This is a genomic window from Micromonospora sp. LOL_023, from assembly GCF_048060115.1.
Taxonomy (GTDB): Bacteria; Actinomycetota; Actinomycetes; order Mycobacteriales; family Micromonosporaceae; genus Micromonospora_E.
The window spans coordinates 28,919-55,889 of sequence record NZ_JBHMIM010000029.1; the positions used below are offsets into that span (position 1 = coordinate 28,919).

A 26,971-nucleotide genomic window follows, 5' to 3' on the forward strand; every position below is an offset into this window, starting at 1 on the left:
TGTTAGTGATGGTGATGGTGCTTCGGGGTCAACTTGAGCAACTCCCAACCGCCTTCCGGGACATCGTCGGTCAGATCCGTCCGCAGATTCATCGGGTTGGCTGTTCCGATGTATACCGTGCTGCCGTCCACCACCATGCTGCGGACCCCGTAGTTGAGGTAGTTTCCGAGACCGGTGGTGTCCACGGCCGCCGCCGGTTTGCTGGTGGACTCGAAGACGTACAGATCGGCGCCGAAGTCCGGCTCCTCGTCGGCCGCCGCCGGCGCGGACTCCGGCTGCACCAGTTCCTTGGCCAGGTACGACCAGTCCATGGTGCCGACGTAGAGCCGACCGCCGGCCACCACCATCTTCCAGGTGTAGTTCAGGAACGGGTTGCCGAATCCGGACGGCCCGTACAACGGGGTGTAGCCGGTCGGCGTGGTGACCCACTGCCCGGCGCCGTCGTTGGCCGCCGGGTCGTACGCGGGCAACTGTGGCGCCCCGTAGAGCAGGTCGACCTGCTGATGGTGGCCCTGGAAGCTGCCCCGGAAGATGCCGATCGCCCGCTGGGTGTTGCGGACCGAGTCGCGGATCCCCTGCTCGTCGACGGGTGGGTAGACCGTCAGGTGCACGGTGGTCGACTTGAGCGGTACGTGCATGGTGCCCCAGTAGAGCTTGCCGTTGTACGAGGCGAGGCCGCCCAGGCCGTACGTCCGGGCCACGATCGGGTCCGGCTCGTAGTCCAGCACGCTCCACACCCGGGTCCACCTGTCCGCGTCGCGGCTGTCGAGCCCGGGCCCGTTGTCGGACAGCTTCGGACTCATCCAGACCCCGGCGACGTTCGGCGGGACCGGGTCGTCGGCGGTAGGCGCGTCGGCGATGTCGGCGGTGGGTGACACCGGGCCGGCGCTCGTCGTCGCCACCGCGGCCTCCGCGCCGACCCAGGTGGTGACGTAGATCCGGCCCTGGTGGGCGGCGAGGTCCACCGCCTGCGCCGGTAGGTTCGCCACCTCGGTGAAGCTGAACGGGTTGGACTTGCTGCCCGTCCAGCGCAGCACGAGACCACGCTCGCCGCCGTTGGGGCCCACCCCGACTCCGGTGTACAGTTCGCCGTCCGCGACGAGGAAGTGCCGGATGTTGCCGTACTCCGCGTAGGTGCGCGAGCCGAGGAATGCACCGGTGTCGGCGTCGAACGCGAACAGATTGAGCGTGGCGCCGAGTGCCGGACCGCCGAACAGCACCACGCCCCGGTGGTTGCCGGCCGCCCGGATACCGGCGGTGGTGCTCAACCGGTTGGCGTCGTCCGGTGAGGCGGCGCGGACCACGTCGGTGCGTTCGATCATCTGCCGGCTCTTCGTGTCGTACGTGTAGAGCCGTGGGGTGCGGTGGTCACCGAGGGTCGCCGGCAGTTGGGGGTTGCGACGGGCGATCTGGCTCTGGCCGTACTCGCAGACCCAGTCGGCGTTGCGGGTCGGGGTCGTGTTGCGCAGATTGTTGCCGCTGGTCATGCAGTTGATGTTGGCCCCGGTGCCGAACCACAGCCGGTGCTTGTGCCGGGTGAGCCCCCAGACGTACGACTGGTTGACCTTCGCCTGTCCGGCCTCGCACGGTGGTCCGGCCGGATAGTCGATGCCGATGTCGACGAAGCACTCGTCGACCGGGGCCTTCGCCAGCAGGGTCGTCTCGTGCCGAAGCCCGCCGTGGTGCCCGGCGGCGCCGCCGGCCGCGCCGTCTGGTCCGGCGACCGGGGCCGCGGCCGCCGGGCCGGCCCCCAGGATCAGCACGGCGAGCAGGGCGGCGACAACCGACCGGCCTGTCGATGGGCGCAACCTACGCATCGAATCGCACTCCCTTTTCAGTGATGGCTCACGAACCTTGCGAACAAGTCAGACAGCGGCGGTCTGCCGCACCGCGCCGCCCTTGCTGACTCGACCGGCGACCTGCTGCGCCCAGCCGGACGGGTCGGCGAACTCCAGGAACTCGCCGAGGCGGATCAGCTCCGGCACTGGTTCGGCGACCAGGTCCTCGTAGGTCATGGTCAGCAGGTGCGTCGGCGGGTTGTCGGCGAGTGCCTGTTCGGCCTGGGCTGCCATGAAGGCGCACAGCCCGAGGTATCGGGTGCTGTCGGCGCCGCGCTCACGCAACAGGTCGGCGGTGATCCGACCCGGCAGCAGATGCTCAAGTTCGGCCGGCACCTGCTGGTCAGAAGTCATCTGAAACGGGTCGACCCCACACCGGGACACGAACTCCAGGCGGAGCTGGATGAGCTGGAACGACGGATGGCGGCTCATCGACCGGGCCGTATCGGGCCAGTTCCGGGTCAGGTAGACGATCCGCGCGTCGGTGAAGGACCGCAACAGGTACGGGGCGACCTGGCTGGACCCGCCGGAGCGCTCGACCCAGCGCCGCTTGCCGGTCAACCGGGTGATCAGGTCGAGCAGCATCCGGTGGTGTGCGGCGAACGATTGCTCCGGAAAGTCCAGCACCTGGGTTGCGAGTTCGTCGAAGAGCGCGTCGGGATCCTCGGTGAGCTTCGGCAAGGTGATCGCCAGCAACTGCGGGAGCTGCTCCAGCCGGTCGGACCAGCGGCCGTTCGTCGGGTAGCGGACCTCCTTGGGCGGCAGCCCAATGGCGAACAGGGTGGCCAGCTCCGGCTTCGGGCTGCTCAGCACCTGCCAGTACGCCGCCCCGGTGATCGCCCCACCGGCCTTCGCCCACGACGGGGTGGCCATGATGAACTCCTGCACGGACAGGGTCTCCGGCTCCTCGACGATCAGATCGGACAGCAGCGTCGAACCGCAGCGGCCACTGCTGATGATGATCGCCCGGCCGGGATCTTCAGTGTGCATCTGAACCTCCTGAGGAGAGACGACTGCGTCAACGTCGCGGCGCGGTCAGGCCGGCTGGATCGGCGCTGGCACCGGAAGAGCTACCGCCCGGGGTCGAGTCGGAGCCCGGGCCGAGCTGGTCGAGCAGCCAGGGCAGGACCTGATCTCGCACCTGATCACGCGCGGTGACCAGCACCGCGTGCCGGTGTCCCTGGATCACCACCACCCGGGCCTGGGGCAGCAGGTGCACCAGAGACGGCGCGAGGTCGGCGGCGGCGGACTCGCTGCCGAACACGCCGAGCACCGGGCAGTCGATCGCGTGCAGATCCGCTGCGGCCAGCGGCGTGCTGGCCGGCAGATCCTGGCCGGCGCTCGTGGTGGCGACGAGGTTGCGTAGCGCCGTCAGGTATCGGGCGCCGGGCGCGGCCGCCGGACGGGCCGGACCGAGCGCGGCGGCCAGTTGGCGACGGATCCGGGTGAGCCAGCGCGTCGTCGCCGGTGCCGCCTCCACCGCCACGATCGACGCGACCCGGCCCGGATGACGGACCGCGTAGCCGAAGGCGATGGTGCCGCCGAGCGAGTTGCCCAACAGATGCACCGGGCCGGCGATCCCCAGCTCGTCGAGGAGCGCGGCAAGATCGTCGACCAGGTCGTCCACCCGGTAGCCGTTCGGTGGGCGCTCACTGCGGCCGTGGCCGCGCAGGTCGTACATGACGACCCGGAACCCGGCGGCGGCCAGCGGGTACGCCAGGCTGAGATACCAGCTCGCCAGATTGTCGGTCGCGATGCCGTGAACCAGGACCGCGGTCGGCGGCCCCGTGCGGGATGCGGCGTCGGCCGGCGGATCGTCCGGCGCCAACTGCTGGACGTGCATCGCCACGCCGTTCGCCCGGACCATGGTCACTGGCCGGCCACCGGCACCGGTGCCGCCGAGCCCGACACCGGCGCCCGGTCCAGCGACGCCGCGATGTGCTCGGTCAGCTCGCCCACCCGCAATCCGCGCAACGACTCCACGTCGAGTGCGGCGACGTACTGGGCGAAGTTGACCGATTCGCCGTATCGGGCCTGTAGCCGCCCGGCGAGCGAGATCACGTCGATGCTCTCCATCTCGAGGTCGTCACGGAAGCTGGTGTCCACGGTGATCTCCTCGTCCGGATCGATGCCGGGAAGCACCGCGCGGAGCATCTGCGAAATCTCCGCCAGGATGATGTCGTGGTCGGCAGGCATGCGGGTCTCCTTGTCGGGACAGGTTGCGGCAGTTCAGGCATGCTGGGTGGGTTCGGGACCCGAGGTCCAGCCGACGACATAGCGTCGCGGCGGCAGGTCGGCGGGATTCTCCAGGCTCTGGCAGGCGACCCGGTAGGACCTCCCAGAGGGGACCTCGACGACGAGGACGTTGGCGTCCACGGCGACCACCCGCAGCCGACGGGGTGCCCCGTCGAGCCCGGTTCCCTCCGCCTTGCCGGCGGCTTCCTTCGCCGCCCAGAAGCAGGCGAACCAGTGCTGCCGGTCACCGCCGGCGCTCACCTGGTGCAGCAGCGCCATCTCCGGACCGGTCAGGGCGTAGCTCACCGTGCTGTCCGGCCGGTCGGTCACCTCGACGACGTCGATGCCCACGCCGGGCGCGTCCGGACTCGGCCGCGCCGGGCCCGCGATGGCCACCGCCACGTCGGCGCAGTGCGCCAGGGAAAGGTCACAGTCCAGCAGTCCCCGGCCGGGGCGCAGGTCCACCCGGGGCCGCCCGTTGGAGTCGTTGCCGATGGTCAACTCGATCGGGTAGACGTCGGTGTGCCCCGCGTCCCACTGGCGGAAGCGCACCGCGTCCTTGGCCGCGATCCGCCCGAGCAGCCACTGCTTGCGGTTCTTCCCCGGCTGCCGGTCGTACTCGACGCAGGCGGCCGTGCCGAGGATTCCGCGCGCGGCCATCGACTGGGTGACCAGGTCGGTCCAGCAGTCGAACACCGCCGTCCAGCCGTCAGGTTGCCGTAGCGACATCGGGTGGCGTTCCGGAAAGCGCTCGGCCGGCCGGGCCTGCGGATGGCTGTCGAAGCGACGATCGACCGCTCCGTCGATCTGGGCCCACACCCGGCCGCCGATCGACAACTGGGTGTCGGCGACCAGCTGGGAATCGTCGATGGAACGGACCCGAGCCACACACTCCAACGCGGTGCCCGGAACCGGCGGCGGCCCGAAGAACCGGACATGGCCGAGACCGACAGGTAGTGCGACGGTACGGATCGGCTGGGTGGTGATCAGCCAGTTGCCGATCAGCTGCAGAGCATTGTCCAGCACCGCACCCGGCGGCACGGGCGCTGTGACGACACCACGTACGTGCATCTCGCCGAGCGCATGCACGGTGGATACACCCTGGAACTGCGGGCCGTGGAACATCAGCCGTTCGGCGTACATCTCCTCGGCACTGATCCTCGGCGGCATCTCGGTAGCGGGATCGTGGGTCCACGGGGCGCTCACCGGGGCCGGGTAGTCGCCGGCCACTTCGACGGTGGCCCGGGCGTAGCTGCCGAAAGTGACTGCGTACGAGTGCGGTCCGGCTGTCTTGACGACGATCTCGACGTCCTGGGCGGGGTCGGCGATGGTCCAGCGGTTGAACCGGGCGTCGCGCACCCCTACCACATGTGCGCCGGGGACCGCCTGCACGACCGCGTCCATCATGTGCTGCACGACGGTCGTCGCCGGCACCACCGGCCACCGGTCCTCGGCATTGGGCCAGTCGTCCGGCTGCACGAAGAAGCAATGGTCGAGCAGATAGGGCATGGTGTCGACCGAGACCCGCAGGGTGGACCGGGCGATCTCGGTGCGGGCCGGCAAGGTCTGCGCCACGGTGGGCGGCGCCGACACGGCAGGGGCTGCCGGCGTACGGGCGGCGACCGTTGGCGCCGGTCCCGGTCCCGGAGCCGGGGCCGGCCGGGTGGCGGCGTCCAGCACGCTCACCACGCCGTCGGCGGTGTCCCGCAGCAGTGCGGCCAGTTCAGCAGCGGCCTTCGACCGACCGGCGAGCTGGTGCAACGCGGAGAGCGGACCGGCGCCATCTGCCGTTTCCGGCCCAGCGCCCTTGCCCGTTGCCGGCGGCGGACCACCGACTGTTGCCGAGGGCTTCGGCGCCCCCACCGTCGTGGCCGGGGCCGGCGGCGCCGCTTGCGCGGCCACTGCCGCTGCGGCCGGAGCCGGAACCGGGGAAACCGCCTGGGCCTGACCGTTCGAGGCCGACCGCTGCGGCAGACCGAGCAGGTCCTGCGCGCCGGGGCCGAGACGCACCAGCGGACCGCCGAGGTCCAGCCGGATCTTCGGACCGCGACGGGCCGGGGAAACCGCCGAAGCCGGGGGCGCAGCGGCGACCGGCACCGGCGGCCGTAGTGCCCGCAGCTCCGGCTCCGCACCCTCCACCCAGAGCGCGGTGGCGACCCGGCGCAGCTGGTCGAGACCACTACGGTGCCCGACGTTGACCGGCATCGCGAGGTGGTCCCGTCCGCGCAGGTTGTCGCCTACCAGCGATGCGAGCTGTCCCGCGCCGACCTGGAGAAAGACCCGGATTCCCGCGTCGTACATGGCGGCCACCGTCTGACGGAACCAGACCGGCTCCATCATGTGCCGGACGAAGATCTGGTTGACCTGCTGCTCGTCGGTGGGAAACGGTGCGGCCAACGTCGCCGACCAGACCGGGACCGACGTGGGATGCACCTGCCAGGACTGCAACGCCACGCCGATGGAACGCAGCCCTTCGGCGAAGACCGGGGTATGGAACGCCGAGCGGAACGGCAGCTTCTGGCACAGTACGTTGCGGCGACGCAACTCCTCGATCAACCGGTCCACCTGCACCTCGGGCCCGTTGACCACCGACTGCGCCGGTGCGTTGTCATGCGACAGCACGACTCCGGGGAAGTCGCCGAGCACCGGCGTCACCTGGTCGGCACCGGCACCGACGGCGGCGAACACGTAGCCGGAGACGGCGACCGAGTCCGCGTCGAAGATCTTCAAGAACCCGTCCATGTCGGTGGTGCTGACCTGGCCGGCGGCGGCTGCGGCGGCCCACTCGCCGATGCTGTGCCCGGCGACCGCGTCCGGCCGGATACCGATCCGGCCCAGCACCTCGTTGAGCAGCTTCCCGACCTCGATCAACCCGGCGCCGTGCCGGCCCAGGTCGGCGGCGGACCAGTCGCGGTCGGGCAGCCCGAAGTGGGCGGCCAGATCCGTGGTACGCGGGGTGAACTCGGCTTCCAGGCCGGGGAACACGAACGCCAGTTTGCCTCCGGCGGTGAGCAGCGGAGCCGGGGTGAACCAGATGTCCCGGGCTCCCCGCCACGACTCGCCTCGGCTCACCGCTCGACGGGCCGTGGCCAGCCGCTTGTCGGTGGGGTCCACCACACCGAGCCGGCATTGGGGGGCGTGCAACGCCCGCGGGTCGTCGGCGAAGGCAGCACCTTCCTGGCGTACGGTCACGTCGTCTCGGTCGAGCAGGGCGGCGATCCCAGCCGCATCGGCGGCGGCGAACCACAGCACCTGATCCGGTTCGGCGACGGTCGCGCCGGCCGACCGGGCCGCCGGCGCGGCTGTCGGGTTCGACGCGGCCGCCCAGGCGGTCGACGCGGCCGAGTTCATCGGCGGCTGCTCGATGATCAGATGGGCGTTGATCCCGCCGAAGCCGAACGCGTTGACGCCGGCCCGGCGCGGCCCCTCACCTTCCCAGGGCTGCGCGGCGGCGATCGGCGCGAAGCGGGTCGCCGCCATCTCCCCCCGCGGCTGGGCGCAGTGCAGTGTGGGAGGCAGCACTCCACGGTGGATGGCAAGCGTCGCCTTGATCAGACCGGCGATCCCGGCCGCCGGCATGGTGTGTCCGATCATCGACTTCACCGAGCCGATGACCGGCCGAGGTCCACCTAGGTACGAGCCGAACACCTCGGCGACCGTGACGAGTTCGGCGGCATCCCCGGTCGGGGTTCCGGTGCCGTGCGCCTCCAGCAGACCGAGCGCGTCCGGGTCCGTCGGATCGAGCCCCGCCGCCTCCCAGGCCCGCCGGATGGCCAACGACTGGCCGCTGCTCGCCGGGTTGAACATGCTGGCCGACCGGCCGTCGCTGGAGACCCCGCTACCGCGGATCACCGCGTACACCCGGTCGCCGGCGTCGAGCGCGTCAGCCAGTCGCTTCAATACCACGACACCGGTGCCTTCACCGATCAGCAGGCCGTCCGCCGAGCTGTCGAACGGCCGGATCTCCCCCTGCCGCGACAGCGCGCGAAGCTGACTGAAGACCGACCAGAAGCTGATGTCATGCACATGGTGCACGCCGCCGGCGAGCACCATGTCCAGCCGGCCGGCGCGCAGTTCGGTCATCCCCTGGTCGACGGCGATCAACGACGAGGCGCAAGCGGCGTCGATGGTGTAGGACGGGCCGCGCAGGTTCAGCCGGTTCGCCACCCGCGACGCGGCCAGGTTGGGCACCAGCCCGATGGTGCCCTCGGGCTGCTGCGGGCCGAGCCGCTCGTCGAACTTGCGCCGGACCCGATCGAGGCTCTCCGGCTGCAGGTCCGGCATCAGTTCCTTGAGGATACTGATCACCTGGCTGGACATCCGGACCCGCTGGGCGTAGCGGGCCTGGGCCGGACTCAGGATGCCGCCGCGGCCGAGCAGCACCCCGATCCGGTCCCGGTCCGGCAACCGGTCCTGACCACCCGCGTCGTCGATGGCCGCGGCGGCGACCTGCAAGGTGATCAGCTGGTCGGGTTCGATGTCTCCGATCGACATCGGCATGATGCCGAACCGCAGCGGCTCGAAGGTGGCGAAATCGTCGACGAACCCGCCGCGGCGGCAGTACATCCGGTCCGGGCGGTCGGCATGCTCCGGGTCGTAGAACTCTTCGTCCCAACGGTGCGCGGGTACGTCGGTGATCGCGTCCACGCCGTCGACCAGGTTGCGCCAGTAGACGTCGATGTCGGGCGCACCAGGCATCAGGGCTGCCATCCCCACGATGGCGATCGTCTGCTGTGCGTCGAGCGATTGGGGCATCTGGATCACCAGCCGGAGGCGGTGTAGACCACGGAGGCGACCGCAGGGTCACCCCAGGCCAGCTCACGCAGCAGACTCAGTGCCCCTTCCTCGGGGTCGATCAACTCGATGCCGCGGCGCGCATACTCCCGGCTGAGTTCGGCGCTGACCATGCCGCCGTGCACCGATCCCGGTGCCCATGGCCCCCAGTGCACCGTCAGGCAGCGGACTCCGGAACCAGCCGCCCACCGGCCGCCGAGCCGGTCGAGCGCATCGTTGGCGGCGGCGTAGTCGCTCTGCCCTCTGTTGCCGTACGCGGCCGCGATGCTGCCGAAGAGGACCACGAAGCGCGGTTTCGCTCCGTCCGGCAGGGCGTCGAGCACCGTCGCCGCCCCCTGCACCTTGGTCTGGAACACCCGGGTGAACGACTCCGGGTCCTTCTCGGCGATCAGCTTGTCCTCGATCCGCCCGGCCGCGTAGACCAGACCGTCGATGCGTCCGTACTCGCCGTGGATGCTCTTGAGTAGTTGCCGGGTCGCCTCGGCGTCGCTGACGTCGACGCTGTGGTAGCGCACCTGGCTGCCGAACTCTCGAAGTTCAGCCAGGGTGGCGCGGACCTCCCGCGCCGCCAGGATCGCGTTGGCCATCCGGTCGATCTCGGCGGGTGCGCGCAACCCCTGCGCCACCAGGGCTGCTCGCAGTGCCGGTTTGTCGCTCGCGGCGGCCAACGCCGCAGACTCCGGTTGGTCAGGTAGCGGGGTACGCCCGACCAGTTCGATCCGGCACCGACTCGCCGCGGCCAGGGTACGGGCGAACCACGGCGTGATGCCTCGGGCACCACCGACGAGGACGATCACCGAGTCCTGGTCCAGCCCGATCGCCTGGACCTCGGCGACGCCGTCACCGGCCGGCCCGGCACCGCCGGCGGCCAGCGCGCCGAGAGCGACCGGGGTCAGATCGACGGTGTGCCGGCCGGATGCCGACCAGGTGGCGATCGGCGTCTGCCCGCCGCTGAGCAGTTCGGTGACGAGGGCGGTGGCGAGCTGGCTACGGTCGTCGGCCTGGGGTACCTCCACATAGCTCACCGAAACCTGCGGGTATTCGCGGCTGATGGTACGGAACAGGCCGGCGAACCCGTCGGTCCGCGGCCCGCTGGTGCCGGCGGCGACCAGCCACCGGACGCCGGCAGCGAGCGCCCGCTGGATGAACGGGAAGATGTCGGGTAGAAGCTGCCCGCCGCTGTCGCTCAGCCCGTCCAGGATGATGACACCGTCGTAGCCGGCCAATTGGTCCGACCCGCCACCGTCGATCGAGCCGGTGGTGCCGGCCGCACCGTGCTGGGCGAGGCGTTCGGCGAGCTGCGCCAGGACTGGTGAGCCGCCGGTAATCAGAAATCGGGTGCCGGAGAGTACTTCGGGCGCGACGACCGCGCCGGCGGCCGGCACCTGGTGTGCAACGAGTCGGCGCGGAGCGACCCCGCCGCTCGGCCCAGCGGGCGTGGCCGGCCCGGGTGCTGTTGCCGTCGCGGCCGGCGCGGGAGTCGGAGCCGGAACCGGCGCGGAAGTCTGAGCTGGAACCGGCGCGGTCACCGTCGCCACAGCGGCCGGCGCCGCACTCACCGACTGATCCGCCGCCATCCTCTCGACCAACCACGCCACCATCGTCCGCACCGTCCGAGCCCGAACCAGATCCTCCAACTCCGACTCGTCACCATCCACCGACAACCGCAGCCGCGTCGCCACCTCACCAGCGACCTCAGCCCGCTTGATCGAATCGATACTCAGATCCGCTTCAAGATCCAGATCAAGCTCAATCAAATCCACCGGATACCCGGTCCGCTCACTCAACACCGTCAAGATCGCATCCTGGAACTGCGCCAACCCCACCGACGCCGCTGGGTGCACCGCGAGGGTGGTCGTCACCGTCGCTGCGGCCGGAGCCGGAGCCACCGGAGCCGGAGCCACCGGAGCCGGAGCCACCGGAGCCGGAGCCACGGCAGAGGCGGGGTGGTCTACCTGCGTGAAGTTGGAAGGAGCAGCCGGCTCGGCCGCCGGCGGCACGTCACCCGTCGCCGGCGAATCTGGCACCGCCGGGACGATCTCCCCGACGTATGCCCGCTGTGCGGCTATCGCGGGCTGCGCCACGACCGACGGATACGGGTCGGACGTGGTCCACCCGTTGCCAGCAACCGGCCGCTCACCGAGATAGGCCAACATGACGTCGCGTTGGGAGGCGATCATATCTCGGCTGGTCCGGAGGAACTCGCTGATCAGATCGTCTCGGCTGTCCCGGCCGGCACCGACGCCGTGGGCGAGGCCGGCGCTGTTGCCGTTGCCGTTGCCGTGGGCGACTCCGTTGCCGTTGCCGTGGGCGACTCCGTTGCCGTTGCCGTGGGCGACTCCGTTGCCGTTGCCGTGGGCGAGGCTGGCGGCGTGGCCGTTGCCGGTCTCGGTGGATGCAGTCATCGACAACTCCTTGATTTGTCGGGGAGGCGTCATGCCGCCGGGCAGCGGCCGGCCATGCTGGTCGCGTACCAGCTGGCCGTCAACCGTCCAGATCGGCCGCGACGATGGCGCCGCCGGGACGACCTCGGTGGTCTGCCGGCCGTGAAAGAGCCAACTGGTCTGCACCGGTACCCCGGCACAGGCCAACTCGGCGATGGCGGACAGGAACCCCCGCAGACCACCTGAGCGCCGGCCCTCGACAGCGACCGCCAGGTGAGGTCGGTCTGCCAGTACCGTCTCGACCAACCGGGTCAGCACCTGTCCTGGGCCGGCCTCGACGAAGATCCGGGCGCCGGCGGCGTACATCGCCTCGATCTGGTCCACGAACTTGACCGGGGCGCCGATCTGACCGGCGAGTTCGTCGCGTACCTCGTCCGACCTGGTCGGGTAGGGCTGCGCGGTCCGGTTGGACCAGACCGGCACGGCGGGTGGCGCGACCGGGTGACCGGCCAGGATCTCCCGGAAGGTCGCCACGCCACCAGCCACCACCGGACTGTGGAACGCACAGGCCACCGGAATCGAACGGGCGGACAGCCCGTTCTCCTTGAGCACGGTGACCGCCCGGCGTACCGCGACGGTCGGCCCGGAGATCACCACCTGCTGGGGACCGTTGTGGTTGGCCAGTACCACCTCGTCGGACAGCCCGGCATCGGAGAGCACACCGCTGATCTGTTGCGCGGTGCCGGCGACCGCCGCCATCGTCCCGGGATCGGCACCGGCGGCGGCGAGGATCGCCTCCGCCCGCGCACGGCTCAACGCGAGCAGGGTTCGCTCGTCGAAGGCACCGGCGACGCTGAGCGCCACCAGCTCGCCGTAGCTGTGCCCGCCAGCCAGCTCCGGCCGTACGTTGAGCCGGCCGAGCAGATGGTGCATGGCCAGTCCACCGATGCCCAGCACGGGTTGGGCGATCCGGGTGTCGCGGACCCGCTCCTGCTGGCCGCGGTCGTGGTCGGGGTCGAACGCCGCCGGCGGGAACAGCGGATCGACGAAGTCGCGGCCGACGTCGAGGAACCGGCGAAGCTCGGGGAAGCTGACGAACAGCTCGGCGAGAGCACCCGGCCGTTGGCTTCCCTGGCCGGGGAAGAGGAAGGCGACCTTGCCGCCGGCCTCGGCGGCGGCAGCGGGTTGGTACAGCCCAGTCGCCGGGTCGTGTTCGCCGGCGAGAGCGCGCCTCAGCAGGCCGGCGAGTTCGTCGAGGTCACCGGCGACGACGGCGACCTGCACCGGACCGGACCGGGCCTCGGCCTGCCCGGACTGCCCGGCGGCGAGGTCCCGCAGCCGCCAGCGCCGGCCGAGCCCGTCGCGGGTGTCGATGGTGGCCAGCAGCGACCGGATCGTCTGGTGGGCTCCGGCCCGGTCACCTGCCTTGAAGCAGAACAGCTCGGCCGGCCACTCGTCACGGGCGTGCCGGGGCTCGGGTGCGTTGGCGTACGCGCCGAGCACCGCGTGGAAGTTGGTACCGCCGAAACCGAATGCGCTCACCCCGGCGATCCGCTCGCTGGCCGGCGCCGCCCAGGGACGGGCCTGGGTGTAAAAGGCGAACGGGCTGCGGTCGGGATGCCAGGCCGGGTTGGGTCTGGTCAGGTGCAGGGTGGGTGGCCGGATCCCGGTGTACAACGACAACGCGGTCTTGATCAGTCCGGCCAGGCCGGCGACGCACTTGGTGTGGCCGATCTGCGACTTGACCGAGCCCAGGGTGCAGCTGCCCAGCGCGGCCCCCGCCTCGCTGAACACCGTGGTCAGCGTCTCCAGCTCGGTCCGGTCACCGACGACGGTGCCGGTGCCGTGCGCCTCGACCAGACCGACCTGTGCCGGGGACACGCCGGCCTGCCGGTACGCCCGGTCCAGGGCCCGCCGCTGGCCCTCCGCGCGGGGCGCGGTCAGACCGAGGGCCCGCCCGTCGCTGGATCCGCCGAGTCCTTTGACCACCGCGTAGATCCGGTCGCCGTCGCGCTCCGCGTCGGACAGCCGCTTCAGGACTACGGCGGCGACACCCTCCCCGAGCGCGATTCCGTCACCGGTGCTGTCGAAGGATCGGCAACGGCCGGTCGGCGAGAGCGCGTGCGCCGAGGTGAACATCAGGAAGTCGTTGATGCCGTTGTGCAGGTCGGCGCCACCACAGATCATCAGGTCGCTGCCGCCGGAGACGAGCTCCTTGCAGGCCGCGTCCATCGCCGCCAGCGACGACGCGCAGGCCGCGTCGACCGTGTAGTTGGGTCCACCGAGGTCGAGCCGGTTGGCGACCCGCCCGGCGATGACGTTGGCGAGGATCCCGGGGAACGAGTCCTCGGTCACGGTCGGCAACAGGTCGGTCAACTCCCCCGGCACCTCCGCGAGGTATGCGGGCAGCATGGTCCGCAGGGTCTGGGCATGGCCCATGTCGCTGCCGGCCTCGGCGCCGAAGATCACGCCGGTGCGGGCGTGATCGGCGCCGTCGCGTCCCGGGGCGTAGCCGGCGTCGCGTAGGGCCCGCTGGGAGACTTCGAGGGCCAACAGCTGGGTCGGGTCGATGCTGGCCAACGCGGACGGCGGAATTCCGTACCCGATGGCGTCGAACGGCACCTGGGCGAGGAACCCACCCCATTTCGAGACGCTGATCCGGCCGGCCTGTCCGGGCCCCACCTCCGGGGCGTAGTAGATGTCCGGGTCCCACCGGTGCGACGGCACCTCGGTGACCGCGTCGGCACTGTCCAGAACGGTCCGCCAGAACGCCGCCAGGTCGGGCGAGTTGGGCAGGATGCAGGCCATCCCGACAATGGCGATGTCCAGTGGGGCAGCCTGTTCCTGCGGTTCGGGTGGGGTCCAGGCGGCACGCAGCGTCCCAGACCGTTCGGTGTGGAAGGTGACCGCTTCCTCGGTGACCGAACGGTGCAACGCCGCGATGGTGGTCTCGGTGTCGCGCAGCACCGCGACCTGGCCGGCCATGAACAGGCCCTCACTGAGCTGGGTCGACTCATCCACGTCGACGAGGGCGTCACCGTCGCGCCGGCGACCCTTGCTGGCGATCCGCAGCCGGCCGACGTTGAGTAGTTCCAGGTGCTCCCACACCTGCCGGTTCTCGAGCCCGGCGACTTCCAGTTCGGCGCGCAGCGCGTGGAAGTCGTCCACGAAGTTGCTCTGCAGGCATCGGGTGACGTGTCCCGGCGCGGTCTCCAGCAGGGCAGTCCGGGTCGATTCCCGGGCCATCCGGGCGAATGCCGGTTGGATTGCCCGGTGGGCGACGGCCTCCCCGGTGAACAGGTAGGCGGTGCCCATCAGCAGGCCCACCCGTACGCCGCGGCGGGTCATCGGTGCGGCCAAGGTGGCGATCATGGCGGCGGACCGTTCGTCATGAACGCCGCCGGCGAAGAAGATCTGCACCTCGGCGGCCTGATCCGGCGGGACACTGTCGAGGTGTTCGGCGAGGATCGTCAGCTGCGCCTCCCACAGCGGGAAGCTGGCCCGGGGGCCGATGTGGCCCCCACACTCGGCGCCTTCGAAGATGAACCGACGCGCACCGGAGCGCAGGAACTGCCTCAGCAGCCCGGGTGAGGGCACATGCAGGAAGGTGCGAATCCCGTCCCGTTCGAGCTCCTTTGCTTGCGATGGACGGCCGCCGGCGATGATCGCGACCGCTGGCTTGATCCGTCGGATGACCTCCAGCTGGGCGAGCCGGATCTCCTCGGGCGCGAAGCCCAGGACGCCGACACCCCACGGCCGGTCGCCGAGGCGGACGGCGGTGTCGGTGAGCATCTCCTCGGTGCGTTCGGCGGTGGCCAGTGCCAGGGCGATGAACGGCAGGGCGCCGTCGGCGGCGACCGCGGCGGCGAAGCCGGCCTCGTCGCTGACCCGGGTCATCGGCCCCTGGGCGACCGGCACCCGCAGCCCCAACTCCCTGGCCAGCGGCGCGGCGGGCTGCAGTGCGGCAGCGGCAGCGGTGTCGGTCGCCGCGTCGACGATCGCGGTACGGATGCCGCGTACCGCAGCGGCGGTGTCGGCCCAGCGGCTGGTGAACTCGGCGGCAAGCCAGCCGTCCTGACCGACTGGGAGCAGTTCGGCGCGGGTCGGCGCACTGGTCTCGCCCGGCGGGCGCATCGTGCGGGGAGTTCCCCGGAAGCCCTCGACGAGCACGCTCTCCGAGCCGTCCATCCGGCGGATGGTGGCCAGGATGTCGGCCGGCAGCTCCGACTCCGGCATCAGGGCCAGTTGGCTGTCCAGCACGACGCCGGCGGCACCACCGGTGACGCAGGCCGCTGCGGTGTGCGGGCCGACACCGCCCAGCGCCCAGACCGGTAGGCCCAGGTCAGCGCCGGCAAGTTGCTGCACGAGAACGAAGGTGCTGAGCTCGCCGACCTCGCCGCCGGACTCCATGCCGCGAGCGATCAGGCCGTGCACCCCGGCCGTCGCGGCGGCGCGGGCCGCGGCGAGGCTGGTGACCTCGGCGAGTACGCGGTACCGGGTCACCAGCTCGCGCAGGTCCCAGGGAAGTTCACCGGCGACCACCACGAGCTCGATGTGTCCTGCTGCGATTCGCTCGACGTCGTCGATGGTGGCCTGGCAGTTCGCCGGCACCCGAACCGCGATCGGTTCAGCTGACCAGCCGATCAGCTGTTCCATCGCGCGCAGTGTCCGGGCGTCCCCAGTGGCCAGGTCGAGGACGCCGATGCCGCCGCCACGTCGGACGGCGCTGGCAACGCGTGGACTCGGCTCGATCTCGCCGCATGGGTTGTAGGCGATCACCAGGTCACGCATGTCGAGTGCAGTACTCATCAGACTCCCGCTTCGTGAGCAGTGGTGTCGGATTCGATGCTGACCGCCGGAGGATCCACCGTCTTGGCAGCTCCGAGCGAAAATTTTCCATTCCTGGATGTCACTCCTCGAAGAAACTTAGCCTCGATCAGTTACGACGGTGTGAACTTCTCTCACCAACAAACTGGACTTGGCACGGTCAACTTCTGGGCACCTGACTGATTCCGGACCGATCGACCGCACCGCTGCCGGCAGGGGCCGGCAGCCGCCACGGCCACGCGGCGTGCGGTCGAACTGGCTTCGCCGATGGTCGTGGTGGCCGCCCGCCAGTGGCGCGGTGAACCGTCGAACCGGCAGCATGGCGCCGTGGCACAACCTTCTCTGCTCGCTGAGGTCCGCGACCGAGCCAACGCCATCCGCGACGCCGGCGACCCGCAACGCGCCATCGGATACCTGCACCGGGCACTGGACACCGGACGGGCCAGCTTCGGCGACGACGACCCCGAGGTCCTGCTGACCGGCCACCTGCTCGCCGCGATGCACCGCTACTGTGGCGATCCGTCGAGTGCCCGCCGAATACTCGAGGAAGCACTGGCCGCAGGTGAGTTCCGGCTCGGCGACACCCATCCGATCATGCTCGCCATCGCCTTCGAACTCGGCGTCGTCGCCAACGAACTCGGCAACCGCCACGAGGCTCGCCGCAACCTGACCCGAGTCGCCGACGCCGGCCCGGCCGTACTCGGCGACGACCACTGGCAGGTCACCGAGGCCCGGCGCCACCTACGACAGTGGTCGGTCGGCGAGCCGACTCCCGCCGAGCACTCCGAACCGGAGCGCCCCGGCGAACACCGATATCAACCGGTCCATCCGCTACCAGCCGGCTTGGACGTACCGGTAGCGCGCCACGACCGGTCCCGACCTGCCGAGTTTCGGGCCAAGCCGCGACCCACCGCCGTCGAGGGTAGCCCGCCGTTGATCGACGCTGGACATTCCCTCGTCGGGGTCGGGCGCCGCGCAGTCGGGAGTCAGCCAGCGGGCGGCGGGCCAGCGGTCCCGGTACTGGTAGCGATCGGCGCCGCCGTCGCGGCGGTCATCGCCGCTGTCGTCGTCGTCATCGTCGGCGCGACGGTCCTGCTCGACCGGCCGGGTCCGTCAGCGACCGTACCGGCCACCGGACCGACGCAAGGCGCCCGCCCGGGCGGCGATCCACCCGGCGGGCTCCGGCTGACCGACGACGGCACCGCCGTGACGCTGTCCTGGGCCGACCCCACCGCCGGAACGGTCCCGTTCATGGTGGCCAGCGGCCGCGAAGGTCAACAACTCGCCGCGCTGGCGACGGTGAATCCGGGCCGCACGGTTTTCACCGTCAATGGCCTCAACCCTGAACTCGACTACTGTTTCGCAGTGCTGGCGGTGTACTCGGCCGACGAGTACGCGCCGTCCGATCAGGTCTGCACGCAGCGTCGGGAATCCGACTCGAACTAGCCCAGGGACCTTGTCGGCCGGCACGAACCGAACGGACGCTGAGTCGTCGTCGTCCGACACTCGGATATCCACAGGTGATCCCGTGCGGGTTCCCCCATCTCCCGAACGGCCCCATAGGATGGCCCGCGTGGAAGGGCGATCGACTGTGGTCCCACCGGGCATCGACACCGCCCCGGAGCCGACGAGCCCCGGGCGACGGCCGCTGCGCGGCCGGGGCACGCTGGTCACCATCGGTACGGTGGCAGCGGTCGTCGCCGGAATGGGGCTGACCGTGCTGGGTCTCGGCGCCGCGGATCACGCCATCGCCGGCTACGACGCGAGTTCCTGGCTGTGGAGCTCCGCACGGGGTGAGCTCGCCCGAGTCAACGGGCTGACCGGTCGGGTCGACACCCGGGTCGAGGTCGCCGACTCACGCGCCCATCAGACGCAGATCGTGCAGACCGACCAGTTCCTGATCCTGCGGGACCTGTCGACCGGGCAGATCAGCTCGCTCAACCTGGCCACCCTGCGGATCAGTGCCACCACGACGAGCACCAACGGGCTCGGTGTCAGTGTCGCCCTGCACGACGAGGCGGCCTTCGTCGTCGACGCCGTCCAGGGTGTCGTCCGGCAGATCGACCCCCGCTCGCTGCAGCCGCTCGGCGAGGCCGTGCGGTACCCGCCCGGCATCACCGGTGGCTACTTCGACGGGGCCGGCCGGCTCTGGGTCGGCGTCCCGAGCGAAGGGACCGTCTCGGCGATCACCGCCGCGCCGTTGCCGGAGGCCCCCGCACAGGGCGGCCCGGCAGCCGTGTTCGACTCGTCACTGCCCGGCCCGGCCGCAGCGAATCCTGACGACACGACCGGACTGCCCGGGCCGACGCAGGTCCGCACCGTCGCCGTCGCCCCACCCAGCCACGAGCTCACCATCTCCGCGCTCGACGACGGGGTCGCGGTGCTCAACCGGACGGCGAGCACCTTGACCCTGCTGCGCGGCGACGACAGCCGCGAGCTGCCGCTCGAACTGGCAGCGCCCGGGATGCTGCCGCCGCGTACCACCGGTGAGCAGGTCGCTGTCACGGTGCCGGAGCAGCGTCGGGTGATCCTGGTCGACGACGACGGGGTCCGGCAGTTCACTGTGCCCGGCAGCGGGTCGGCGCTGCGGCCCGCAGTCGTCTGGGCAGGTCGGGTGTACTGCGCCGACGAACGCACCCGGGAGATCTTCGCGTTCGACTCCACCGGCACGACGCTGCCGGCGATCGCCATCGCGGAGGCGAGCGGCCCGCTGGAGTTGGAAGTCCGGGAGAACCACCTGTTCATCAACGCGCCGGACGCGTCCACCGCCCGGGTCGTCACCGACCACCACGAGGTTCGGGTGGTCGACAAGTACGCCAACGACATCCTCGGCGGGGATCCGCCGCCGGTTCCGCCGCCACCACCGCCGCCGGTGGAGCCGGCTGTCGGCAAGCCGGGGGCGCCCGGCAACGTCACCGCGGCGGCCGGGGACCGCACGGCCCGGGTGAGTTGGCGCCCGGCACCGGACAACGGCGCCGGCATCCTGCGGTACGTGATCACCGGTGCCGGGCGCACCGTCGAGGTGGGCGCCAACCAGCGCTCCTTCGAGGTCACCGCGCTCACCAACGGTGAGACGTACCGGTTCTCCGTACACGCGGTGAACTCCGAAGGCGCCGGTCCGGACCGGGAGTCCAACCCGGTCACCCCGACCGCCGCGGTGCCGGACGCCCCCACCGAGGTCACCGCACAGGCCCGCCCCGACGGCGCGGTCGTGGTCAGCTGGCCGGCGGCCAACGGGCAGGGCAACACTGTCGCCACGTACACCGTGACCGCGATCTCGGCCGAGGCCACCGCGCCCGCCGGGAATGCCGACGGCACCGAGCTGGTCATCGCCCCCGGCGCGCTGGAGTACGGCACCCAGTACGCATTCACCGTCATCGCCGTCACCGACCAGGGTGCGAACTCGACGGCGTCGCCGCTGAGCAACTCCGTCGTCCCGTACACGACACCCGACCCGCCGGCCGACGTCGCCGCCGCGACCGTGGCCGACCGACGCGGTGCCGTCCGGGTGAGTTGGCGCCCTGCCGCCGGCAACGGCCGGCCGGTCACCGGGTACGTCGTCGTGACCGGCGACCGGCGCACCGAGGTCACCGACGGGGCCGGGGTCGTCATCGCCGATCTCGGCGACGGGACGGACGTCGCGGTGGCGGTGCACGCGGTCAACGCCGCCGGGGAGGGTGCGCCAGCGACCACGACCGCCCGTACCGTCGCCGCGCCCCGGGTCACCGTCACCGGCGCCACCGCGGACACCAGCTCGGTGACCCTGGCATTTACTGTGGACGCCGGCGGCGGGGAGGTCAGATGCACCGCAGCGGCGGAGGGCAGCCAACCGGTCACCGGTGGCTGCGACAGCATTCGGGTGACCGGTCTCTACCCCGGTCGGTCGTACACCTTCACCGTCCGGGCCGCCAACGCGGCCGGCACCGGCACCGCGACCCACACCCGCGCCACCGCGGCCCTGCAGGGCACCGCCACCTGCGTCAACGGACCAGATGGCGAGCAGCGCACCTACTGCGACGCGGACGTTGCCGGCCGCAACGGCAACGAGATCTTCTCGGTCCCCGAGCAGGACAACGACCGCCAGGTCGGCTGGGTCCCCAACGGCACCCGGTTGACCGCGCTGTGCCGACGGCAGGGCGAGCATGTCGACTCCTGGATCTACAACGGCGGCAAGGCGAGCACCTGGTGGATCCGGGTGGAGTACGACGGTCTCAACTACATTCCCTGGGCCTGGTTCAACCTGGCCGGCGGTGACGACCTCCACTCGCTGCCGACCTGCTGACACCAGCCACACCCCCGATCCACCTCGGCGAGGAGACAGCCGCAGTGACCGTGACCGCACCGCTGAGCCCCCACGAGGTGACCGGCTTCGCCTCGGTCGCCGCCCGACTGGCCGGTGGGATCGCCACCGTGGTGCTGGGCAAGCCCCAGGTGGTGCGGCTGGCGCTGACCGCCCTGTTCGCACAGGGTCACGTGCTTGTCGAAGACGTGCCCGGAGTCGGCAAGACCACTCTTGCCCGGGCGATCGCCGCCACCGTCCACGGACATTGGCGGCGTATCCAGTTCACTCCGGATCTGCTGCCGGCAGACGTGTCCGGGGTGACCATCTTCAACCAGTCGACCCAGGGATTCGAGTTCCATCCTGGCCCGGTGTTCGCCAACATCGTCATCGCCGACGAGATCAACCGGGCATCGCCGAAGACCCAGTCGGCCCTGCTCGAGGTAATGGAGGAGCACACGGTCACGGTCGACGGGGTACGCCACCCGGTGCCCCGGCCGTTCCTCGTCGTCGCCACCCAGAACCCTGTCGAGATGGACGGCACCTATCGGTTGCCCGAGGCTCAGCTGGACCGGTTCCTGGTCCGGCTGTCGGTGGGCTATCCGGACGAGCAGACCGAGATCGAGGTGCTACGGGGCGCGACGCTGCGCTCACCCGAGGCACTGGAACCGGTCATCGACACGGCAGCTGTCGGCGAACTGATCCGGATGGCGCAGCGGGTGCACATCGCAGACCCGCTCTACGGCTACGCCGTACGGCTGGCCGTGGCGACGCGGACCCACCCCGCGGTCCGGGTCGGGGTGAGCCCTCGCGGAGTGATCGCACTGACCCGGGCGGCCTGCGCGTACGCCCTCATCGACGGCCGCGGTTTCGTCCTGCCGGAGGATCTGAAGGCCTTGTTGGAGCCGGTGTTCGCGCACCGTCTGCTGCTGACCGCCGATGCCCAACTGCGAGGGCTCACCGCCGGTGAGGTGCTGGCCGACGCGGTCCGGTCCGTCCCGGTGCCGCTGCCCGCCGGTCAACCCACGCCGGTCCCGGCCTGAGCTGGTCCACGCTGTGACGATCACCGCGCGCTGTCTCGGTCTCAGTGTGAGCGCCGCGCTGCTCACCGTGGCCGGCTCCGTACTCGGCTATCCGGAGTTGGCGCTGCTCGGCACGGCGGGCCTGATCGCCGTCGGGTACGCCGCCGGCTACACGTCGTGGCAACCACGACTGGTCGTACGTCGCAGCGTCCATCCGGATCGGGTGACCCGTGGCGACGACTGCACGGTGACGCTGCTGGTCGACGCCCGGCGTCGGTGGGGTGCGGTCAGTCTGCTCGCCGAGGAGCGGTGCGGGCAACGGTGGATCGCCGTGCCACTGGTGAGGCTGCGCTCGGGTGCGCAGACGACCGTGCGCTACGCGGTGCCCACCGATCGGCGTGGCGTGTTCCCGATCGGTCCGCTGCGGGTGTCGCGGCGGGACCTGTTCGGACTGATCAGTGTCGGACGCGAGCATGGCGATGCGGTCCAGGTGTGGGTGCGACCCCGGGTGCTCCCCCTGCAGGCGGTGCCGGCCGGGGTGGCGCGCAGTCTGGACGGACAACTCGACCGGGTTCCGCACGGCAGCATCACCTTCGACTCGTTGCGGGAGTACATCGTCGGCGACGAGCTACGCCGGGTGCACTGGCGCACCAGTGCCCGGATCGGGCAGTTGATGGTGCGGGAGCACGTCGACACCAGCCTGCCGCGGCTCGTGGTGCTGCTCGACAACCGGATCCTCGCCCATCCTGACGCCGACGCGGGCTCGTCGGCGACCTTCGAGGCGGCCTGCGAGGCGGCAGCTTCGGTGTTCAGCGCGGCGACCCGGGCCGACCTGGCGGTGTCGGTGCGGATGGTGGTCGACGACCCGTCGGTGGCCGGCACGAGTAGCCATCCGCTGGACCGGCTGGCGGAGGTCACGCTGGCCCGGACCGACCGGCTCGTCTCCGGCGACCCGGTGCTGCTGGTCTGCGACCGGCTACGCCGGCAGAAGCCGGGCGACACCCTGGTGTATCTCACCGGTGTCGGTGACGATGCGGCAGTCGCGCGGGTTGGCGCGCTGCGCGCAGCGTTCACCACCGTGCTGATCGGCCGGCTGACCGGGCCGACCACAGCCGGCGTGCCCGCAGCGCCCCGCCCCGCCCCGCCGCCCGGCGTGCTGTTCGTCGAGGCGGTCGACGGGCCAGGCTTCGCGGCGGCCTGGGATGCCGTGGGTACGCGGTGAACGACGCCGGACCGGCCCGCTGGGTACGCCGGGTGACGGTACCCGCGGTGCTGATCGCCCTCGTCGCCTCCGCCGCCCTGCTCCTCGGGCGGATCTACGACGGACCAACGGTGACCTGGCTGATCGCCGGCAGCGGCGCCAGTGCGGTGCTGATCGGCGCGCTCGCCCGGCGGCTGCCGAACTGGCAGGTGGCTCCATTGTCGATCATGCTGATGGGCGGCTACCTGCTGGCGACCTGCTGGTGGACGGCGCGCCAGGCCGAGTTGCCCGCGACGGCCACCCGGCTGCTGGTCGACGCCGCGGTCAACGGCGTGCCCCGGCTGCTGACCGCGATGATTCCGATGGAGCCGGTCCCGGACACGGTCGTCGTACCGGTCGTCGCCAGTTGGATCGCCGGGCTGACCGCTGCTGAGATCGCGGTACGCGGCCGGCGCATGCTGCTCGGACTTCTCCCACCGCTGTTGTTGTTCGGCGCGGCGGTGTTCGTCGTGGGTCCCAACGCCGAACCGGCCCGCTGGCCCGCAGTGCTGTTCGCCGCGGCCGCCGCATTGGGGCTGATGGTCACCGCCAGCCGACCGACGCCGGCCGGGCCCGCCCCGGTCGACTCCGCACCGCTCGCCTGGTCGACGGCAGCGCGAGACCAGCCCTCGGCCGGCCGGATCGACGGGCTACGGCTGCGGTCGACGCTGCTCTCCCTGGCCGGCGCGGGCGCCGTACTGCTGGTGGTCGTGTTGAGCGCGCCGGTGGTGGTGGCCCGGATCTCGACCACCGATGTCGACCCACGCCGATTCGTCACGCCCCCACAGGTCGACAGCCTCGACGAAAATCCGCTGATCAGGATATCCGGCTGGGCTCTCAACCCGGACCAGCCGCTGTTCGACGTACAGGTCGGGGCGCCGTCCGGGGACGCCGTGTCCGAGCCGGGTCGGTCGGCGGGGTCGGGTGAGCAGCTCCGGCTACGGCTGGCGGTGCTGCACGACTACGACGGGGTGACCTGGCGGGTCGGTGGCACCTACCGCAACGCCGGCCGGGTCCTGCCGCTGGCAACAGCCACCGAGACCGACCGGAGCCTGGTCCACCAGCGGATCACCATCGCCGAGCTGTCCGGCCGGCTGCTACCGGCAATGCCGGTGCCGGCCCGGGTCGACGGGGTACGGGTCGCCTACGACGCCGCCAGCGGCACCTTGCTGCACCCCGAGGGTCTCACCGCCGGGATGAGCTATACCGTCGACTCGGTGCCACCGCCCCCGGCGTCGAACGCGCTGATCACCGCAGACGTGCCCGCCGGGGACGGTGTCGCCCGGGTGCTGCGGGTGGCCGACGGCGTACCGGCGGAACTGAGCCGACTCGCCCGGCAGATCGCCGAGGACAACGGCGCGCCGTACCAGCGGGCACTGGCCCTCGAGCAGTTCCTGGCCGAGCACTACCACCTGGTCTCCGACGCGCCGAGCGGGCACGCGTACCCGAATCTGGGCTTCTTCCTGCTCGGGCCGCGCGAGGCCGGCGGCCAACGGGGTACGTCCGAGCAGTTCGCCGCCGCCTACGCGCTGCTCGGCCGGTTGATCGGGTTGCCCACCCGGGTGGTCGTCGGATTCGTCGTGTCACCCGGCGGCACGTCCGTTCACGGGGTTCACGCGGTGGCCTGGCCGGAGGTGCTCTTCTCCGGCATCGGTTGGGTGCCGTTCGACCCACTGCCCCGCCCGGACAGCGCGATCAGACCGGTGGAGGAGGATTTCCGGCCGGCGCCGCAGGAATCGACCCCGCCGGTGGAGCAGAGTCCCCTGCCCCCGGTCGAGCCGGTGCCGTCGGTACCTGCGGCGGCCAACCCCGGGCGACAGGGCTCGACACCGGGCTGGATGGTTGGCACAGTCGGCGGGATGGTGGGGCTCGCCGTGGTGTGCAGCGGGCTCTTCGGCGTGCTCGCGCTACGCCGCCGGCAGCATCGGATCCGGCTGAGCAGCGGTGGGCCTGCCGACCGGATCGGCGGTGCCTGGCTGGAGGTCGTCGACGCTCTTCGACTCGCCGGCCATCCGGCGGGGGCTCACCTGTCGGCGAGTGAGGTGTCCCGCCACGGCCGGGCGCTGCCGGGAGTCGATGCGCTGCCCGACCTCGATCCCCTCGCCGACCTGGTGAACTACGCCATGTTCGCCCCGGACGACGCCGACCTGGAACAGGCAGGGGTGGCCGGCGCCCACGCCATCGGGTACGTCGACACGCTGCGTGCCCGCCGGTCGTGGTAGCGGCGGATCGTCTGGTCGCTGCACCCCGGTCCGCTGCGGTGGCATCGCCAGCGGACCTCCGCCGGCGGCAAGACCCGAGGACCGGTTAGGCTTACCTAAGACTACCGGCGGGAGGCGGGGCGTTGAGCGGAGCGTCGGACGGCACCCAGACGGAGTCTCTGGCGCAGCTGCTGGGCGGTCGTCGCGGAGCGATCGATGCCACCGTGCCGGCGGTCGCGTTCGGCGCCGGGTACGCACTGGGTGGGCAGTCGATCTGGTACGGCGTGCTCGCCGCGCTGGCGGCCGGCGGGCTGATCGGCGGTGTCCGGTTGCGGCACGGGCACCGGCCCAGGTCCGTGCTGATCGGCCTACTCGCCGTCTGCGTCGCCGCGCTCATCGCGCTGCGCACCGGGCGGGCCGCCGACTTCTTCCTGCTGCAGTTGCTCTCCAACGCCGCCAGCGTGTTGGCCTGGATCATCAGCATCGTGGCCCGCTGGCCGCTGCTGGGCGTGGTGGTAGGTGGGGCGCTGGGTCAACGCGGACGGTGGCGGCGTGATCCGGCGCTGCTGCGGGCGTACAGCCGTGGCAGTTGGGTCTGGGTTGGTCAGTACGTGGTCCGGGTCGCGGTGTTCGTACCGCTGTACCTGTCTGACGAGGTGATCGCGCTGGCCGCGGCTCGGGCCGCGCTGAGCTGGCCGCTGGTCGCGGCGTGTCTGGCGGTGAGTTGGTGGGTGATCCGGCGGTCCATGCCGCCCGGGCACCCCGGGTTGCGCCACCCGGTGGCACCGAGTTCGACGGCGGGTGTCGCGACGCCGCAGCGGGATCAGACCGGCACGGCCGGGCTGCCAACCGGAGACGATTCGACGCCGGCCCAGCGGCCCCGACCGTCCGGCGAGGACTGACAACCGAGCCGCGGGATGCCGAGCGGCTTCCCACCCGAGCCATCGTGCTCCGGATGTGACTACAGTGACCACGCTGTCGAACGCATTCGCACGAGGAGGCCGGGGCTTTCGTGGCCGAAAAATCCGCTGACCACACCAGGGCAGTCACCCACACCGAACCGGAAGCGGAAGGTGCCCTCGCTCAGCCGACCGTCGAGCTGAGGGTACTCGGCGATCGCTCGACCGGCCCGGTCACCGACGAACCGACGGTCGAGCACCCGATCATCCAACCGTCCGGCAGCCGAGCCGGCGCCACAGCCGCGCATCCGCTCCTCGCCGAGGTGCCGCAGTCCGGGGCGGCGGCCGAACCGGTCACAGGGTTGGACGATCCGACCCAGGAGCAGCCGATCATCCGGCCAGTTCCGGCAGCCAGCGTGCCGGCGGCTCCCGAGCCGAAGGCCGGCGTGCCGGCGGCTCCCGAGCCGCAAGCCGCCGCGCCAGCAGCCCCCGGACCGGCCGGCGTCGCGGTCATCGACGAACCCGACCAGTTCATCGGGGTCGTCCGCCGCTACGGGTGGGTGGCGGCCGCTGCCGGAGTCGCCGCCATTGCCCTGCTCTGCTCGGCACCGTTCGTCTCCGGCACCGGGCTGCTGTGGAGTCCGCCGGCCGTACCGCAGACCTCGGTGTCGCCGACCGTGGAACCAGCAGGAACGACCGCGCCGCCCACTCCGACGCCCAGCGCCACCGAGAGCTCGCCGGCTGCTGCCGACGTCTTGGCCGGTCAGCCGGTCCCGACTGACCCGGGGGTCGAGCAGCCGCCCGATGTACCGGCGCCGACGGTAGCGACGCCGACGCCGACCAGCGACGCGTCCTCCCCCCGTGCTTCGCCACCGGTGGCCACCGAACCCGTGCTGCTCGGTCCTGACAACGACGACGACCTACGCCGGCTACTCGACACCTACTGCAAGCAGAGGCACGGTGGACAGTGGATGGCCTGGCCGGGCTCGACGGACGGCCGCTGGACCTGCGTCCGTCCGAGGACCGACAACAGCAAGGACCTCGACGTACGACTTGCCTGCGCCCAACGGTACGGCGAACCGGTCGACGCCGAGTTGACGAACCGCCGGAACGAACTGAGCTGGCGCTGCTACCGGTCGTGACCGCGCGGTAGTGGCCTCAATGGGGTGTGGTGGGCCGACCGGGATCGCTGCGTTGTCCGATCCCGGCCGACCCACCACAGGCGGGCCTGACCGTGGGAATCAGGCCGTCT

General features: G+C 71.2%; 13 protein-coding genes. 7 read left to right on the forward strand and 6 right to left on the reverse strand.

The window, feature by feature from the left end; all coding sequences use genetic code 11:
• Nucleotides 1–2: 2 nt before the first annotated feature.
• From ACFHVL_RS17050 to ACFHVL_RS17075, 6 genes are read right to left on the reverse strand one after another with little or no spacing between them, the layout of a single operon-like run.
• Nucleotides 3–1,817 carry a hypothetical protein gene (locus ACFHVL_RS17050; RefSeq protein WP_416628977.1) on the reverse strand — a complete coding sequence of 605 codons (1,815 nt, stop codon included), beginning with the start codon at nucleotides 1,815–1,817 and terminating at the stop codon, nucleotides 3–5.
• Between the two features lie 48 nt (nucleotides 1,818–1,865).
• Complete coding sequence (locus ACFHVL_RS17055) at nucleotides 1,866–2,828, reverse strand: hypothetical protein (protein WP_416628979.1); 963 nt, start codon at nucleotides 2,826–2,828, stop codon at nucleotides 1,866–1,868.
• Between the two features lie 28 nt (nucleotides 2,829–2,856).
• Entirely contained in the window at nucleotides 2,857–3,705 is an 849-nt protein-coding gene (locus ACFHVL_RS17060) for an alpha/beta fold hydrolase (RefSeq protein WP_416629023.1), read from the reverse strand.
• 2 nt (nucleotides 3,706–3,707) lie between these two features.
• A complete protein-coding gene (locus ACFHVL_RS17065; RefSeq protein ID WP_416628981.1) occupies nucleotides 3,708–4,034 on the reverse strand; it encodes an acyl carrier protein in 327 nt (108 codons plus the stop codon).
• A 33-nt stretch (nucleotides 4,035–4,067) separates the two neighbouring features.
• Complete coding sequence (locus tag ACFHVL_RS17070; RefSeq protein WP_416628982.1) at nucleotides 4,068–8,828, reverse strand: beta-ketoacyl synthase N-terminal-like domain-containing protein; 4,761 nt, start codon at nucleotides 8,826–8,828, stop codon at nucleotides 4,068–4,070.
• A 5-nt stretch (nucleotides 8,829–8,833) separates the two neighbouring features.
• Complete coding sequence (locus ACFHVL_RS17075) at nucleotides 8,834–16,060, reverse strand: SDR family NAD(P)-dependent oxidoreductase (RefSeq protein WP_416628983.1); 7,227 nt, start codon at nucleotides 16,058–16,060, stop codon at nucleotides 8,834–8,836.
• Nucleotides 16,061–16,405: 345 nt separating this feature from the next.
• Between ACFHVL_RS17075 and ACFHVL_RS17080 the strand changes: the two genes are divergently transcribed.
• The 7 genes from ACFHVL_RS17080 to ACFHVL_RS17110 all read left to right on the forward strand — a co-directional run bounded on the left by ACFHVL_RS17080 (nucleotide 16,406) and on the right by ACFHVL_RS17110 (nucleotide 26,861).
• Nucleotides 16,406–17,524 carry a tetratricopeptide repeat protein gene (locus ACFHVL_RS17080; RefSeq protein ID WP_416628984.1) on the forward strand — a complete coding sequence of 373 codons (1,119 nt, stop codon included), beginning with the start codon at nucleotides 16,406–16,408 and terminating at the stop codon, nucleotides 17,522–17,524.
• 160 nt (nucleotides 17,525–17,684) lie between these two features.
• Nucleotides 17,685–20,360: a fibronectin type III domain-containing protein gene (locus ACFHVL_RS17085; RefSeq protein ID WP_416629024.1), complete on the forward strand. Its 2,676-nt coding sequence runs from the start codon at nucleotides 17,685–17,687 to the stop codon at nucleotides 20,358–20,360.
• 44 nt (nucleotides 20,361–20,404) lie between these two features.
• The gene (locus tag ACFHVL_RS17090; RefSeq protein WP_416628985.1) at nucleotides 20,405–21,400 is read left to right on the forward strand and encodes an AAA family ATPase; all 996 of its coding nucleotides are present in this window, start codon (nucleotides 20,405–20,407) and stop codon (nucleotides 21,398–21,400) included.
• Nucleotides 21,401–21,413: 13 nt separating this feature from the next.
• Nucleotides 21,414–22,601 carry a DUF58 domain-containing protein gene (locus tag ACFHVL_RS17095; protein WP_416628986.1) on the forward strand — a complete coding sequence of 396 codons (1,188 nt, stop codon included), beginning with the start codon at nucleotides 21,414–21,416 and terminating at the stop codon, nucleotides 22,599–22,601.
• Nucleotides 22,598–24,841, forward strand: a complete 2,244-nt coding sequence (locus ACFHVL_RS17100) for a DUF3488 and transglutaminase-like domain-containing protein (protein WP_416628988.1) — start codon at nucleotides 22,598–22,600, stop codon at nucleotides 24,839–24,841. The genes ACFHVL_RS17095 and ACFHVL_RS17100 overlap by 4 nt, the downstream gene beginning before the upstream one ends.
• Nucleotides 24,842–24,963: 122 nt before the next feature.
• A complete protein-coding gene (locus ACFHVL_RS17105; protein ID WP_416628990.1) occupies nucleotides 24,964–25,722 on the forward strand; it encodes a DUF3159 domain-containing protein in 759 nt (252 codons plus the stop codon).
• A gap of 110 nt (nucleotides 25,723–25,832) precedes the next feature.
• A complete protein-coding gene (locus ACFHVL_RS17110) occupies nucleotides 25,833–26,861 on the forward strand; it encodes a hypothetical protein (protein ID WP_416628991.1) in 1,029 nt (342 codons plus the stop codon).
• The last annotated feature ends 110 nt before the right edge of the window (nucleotides 26,862–26,971 follow it).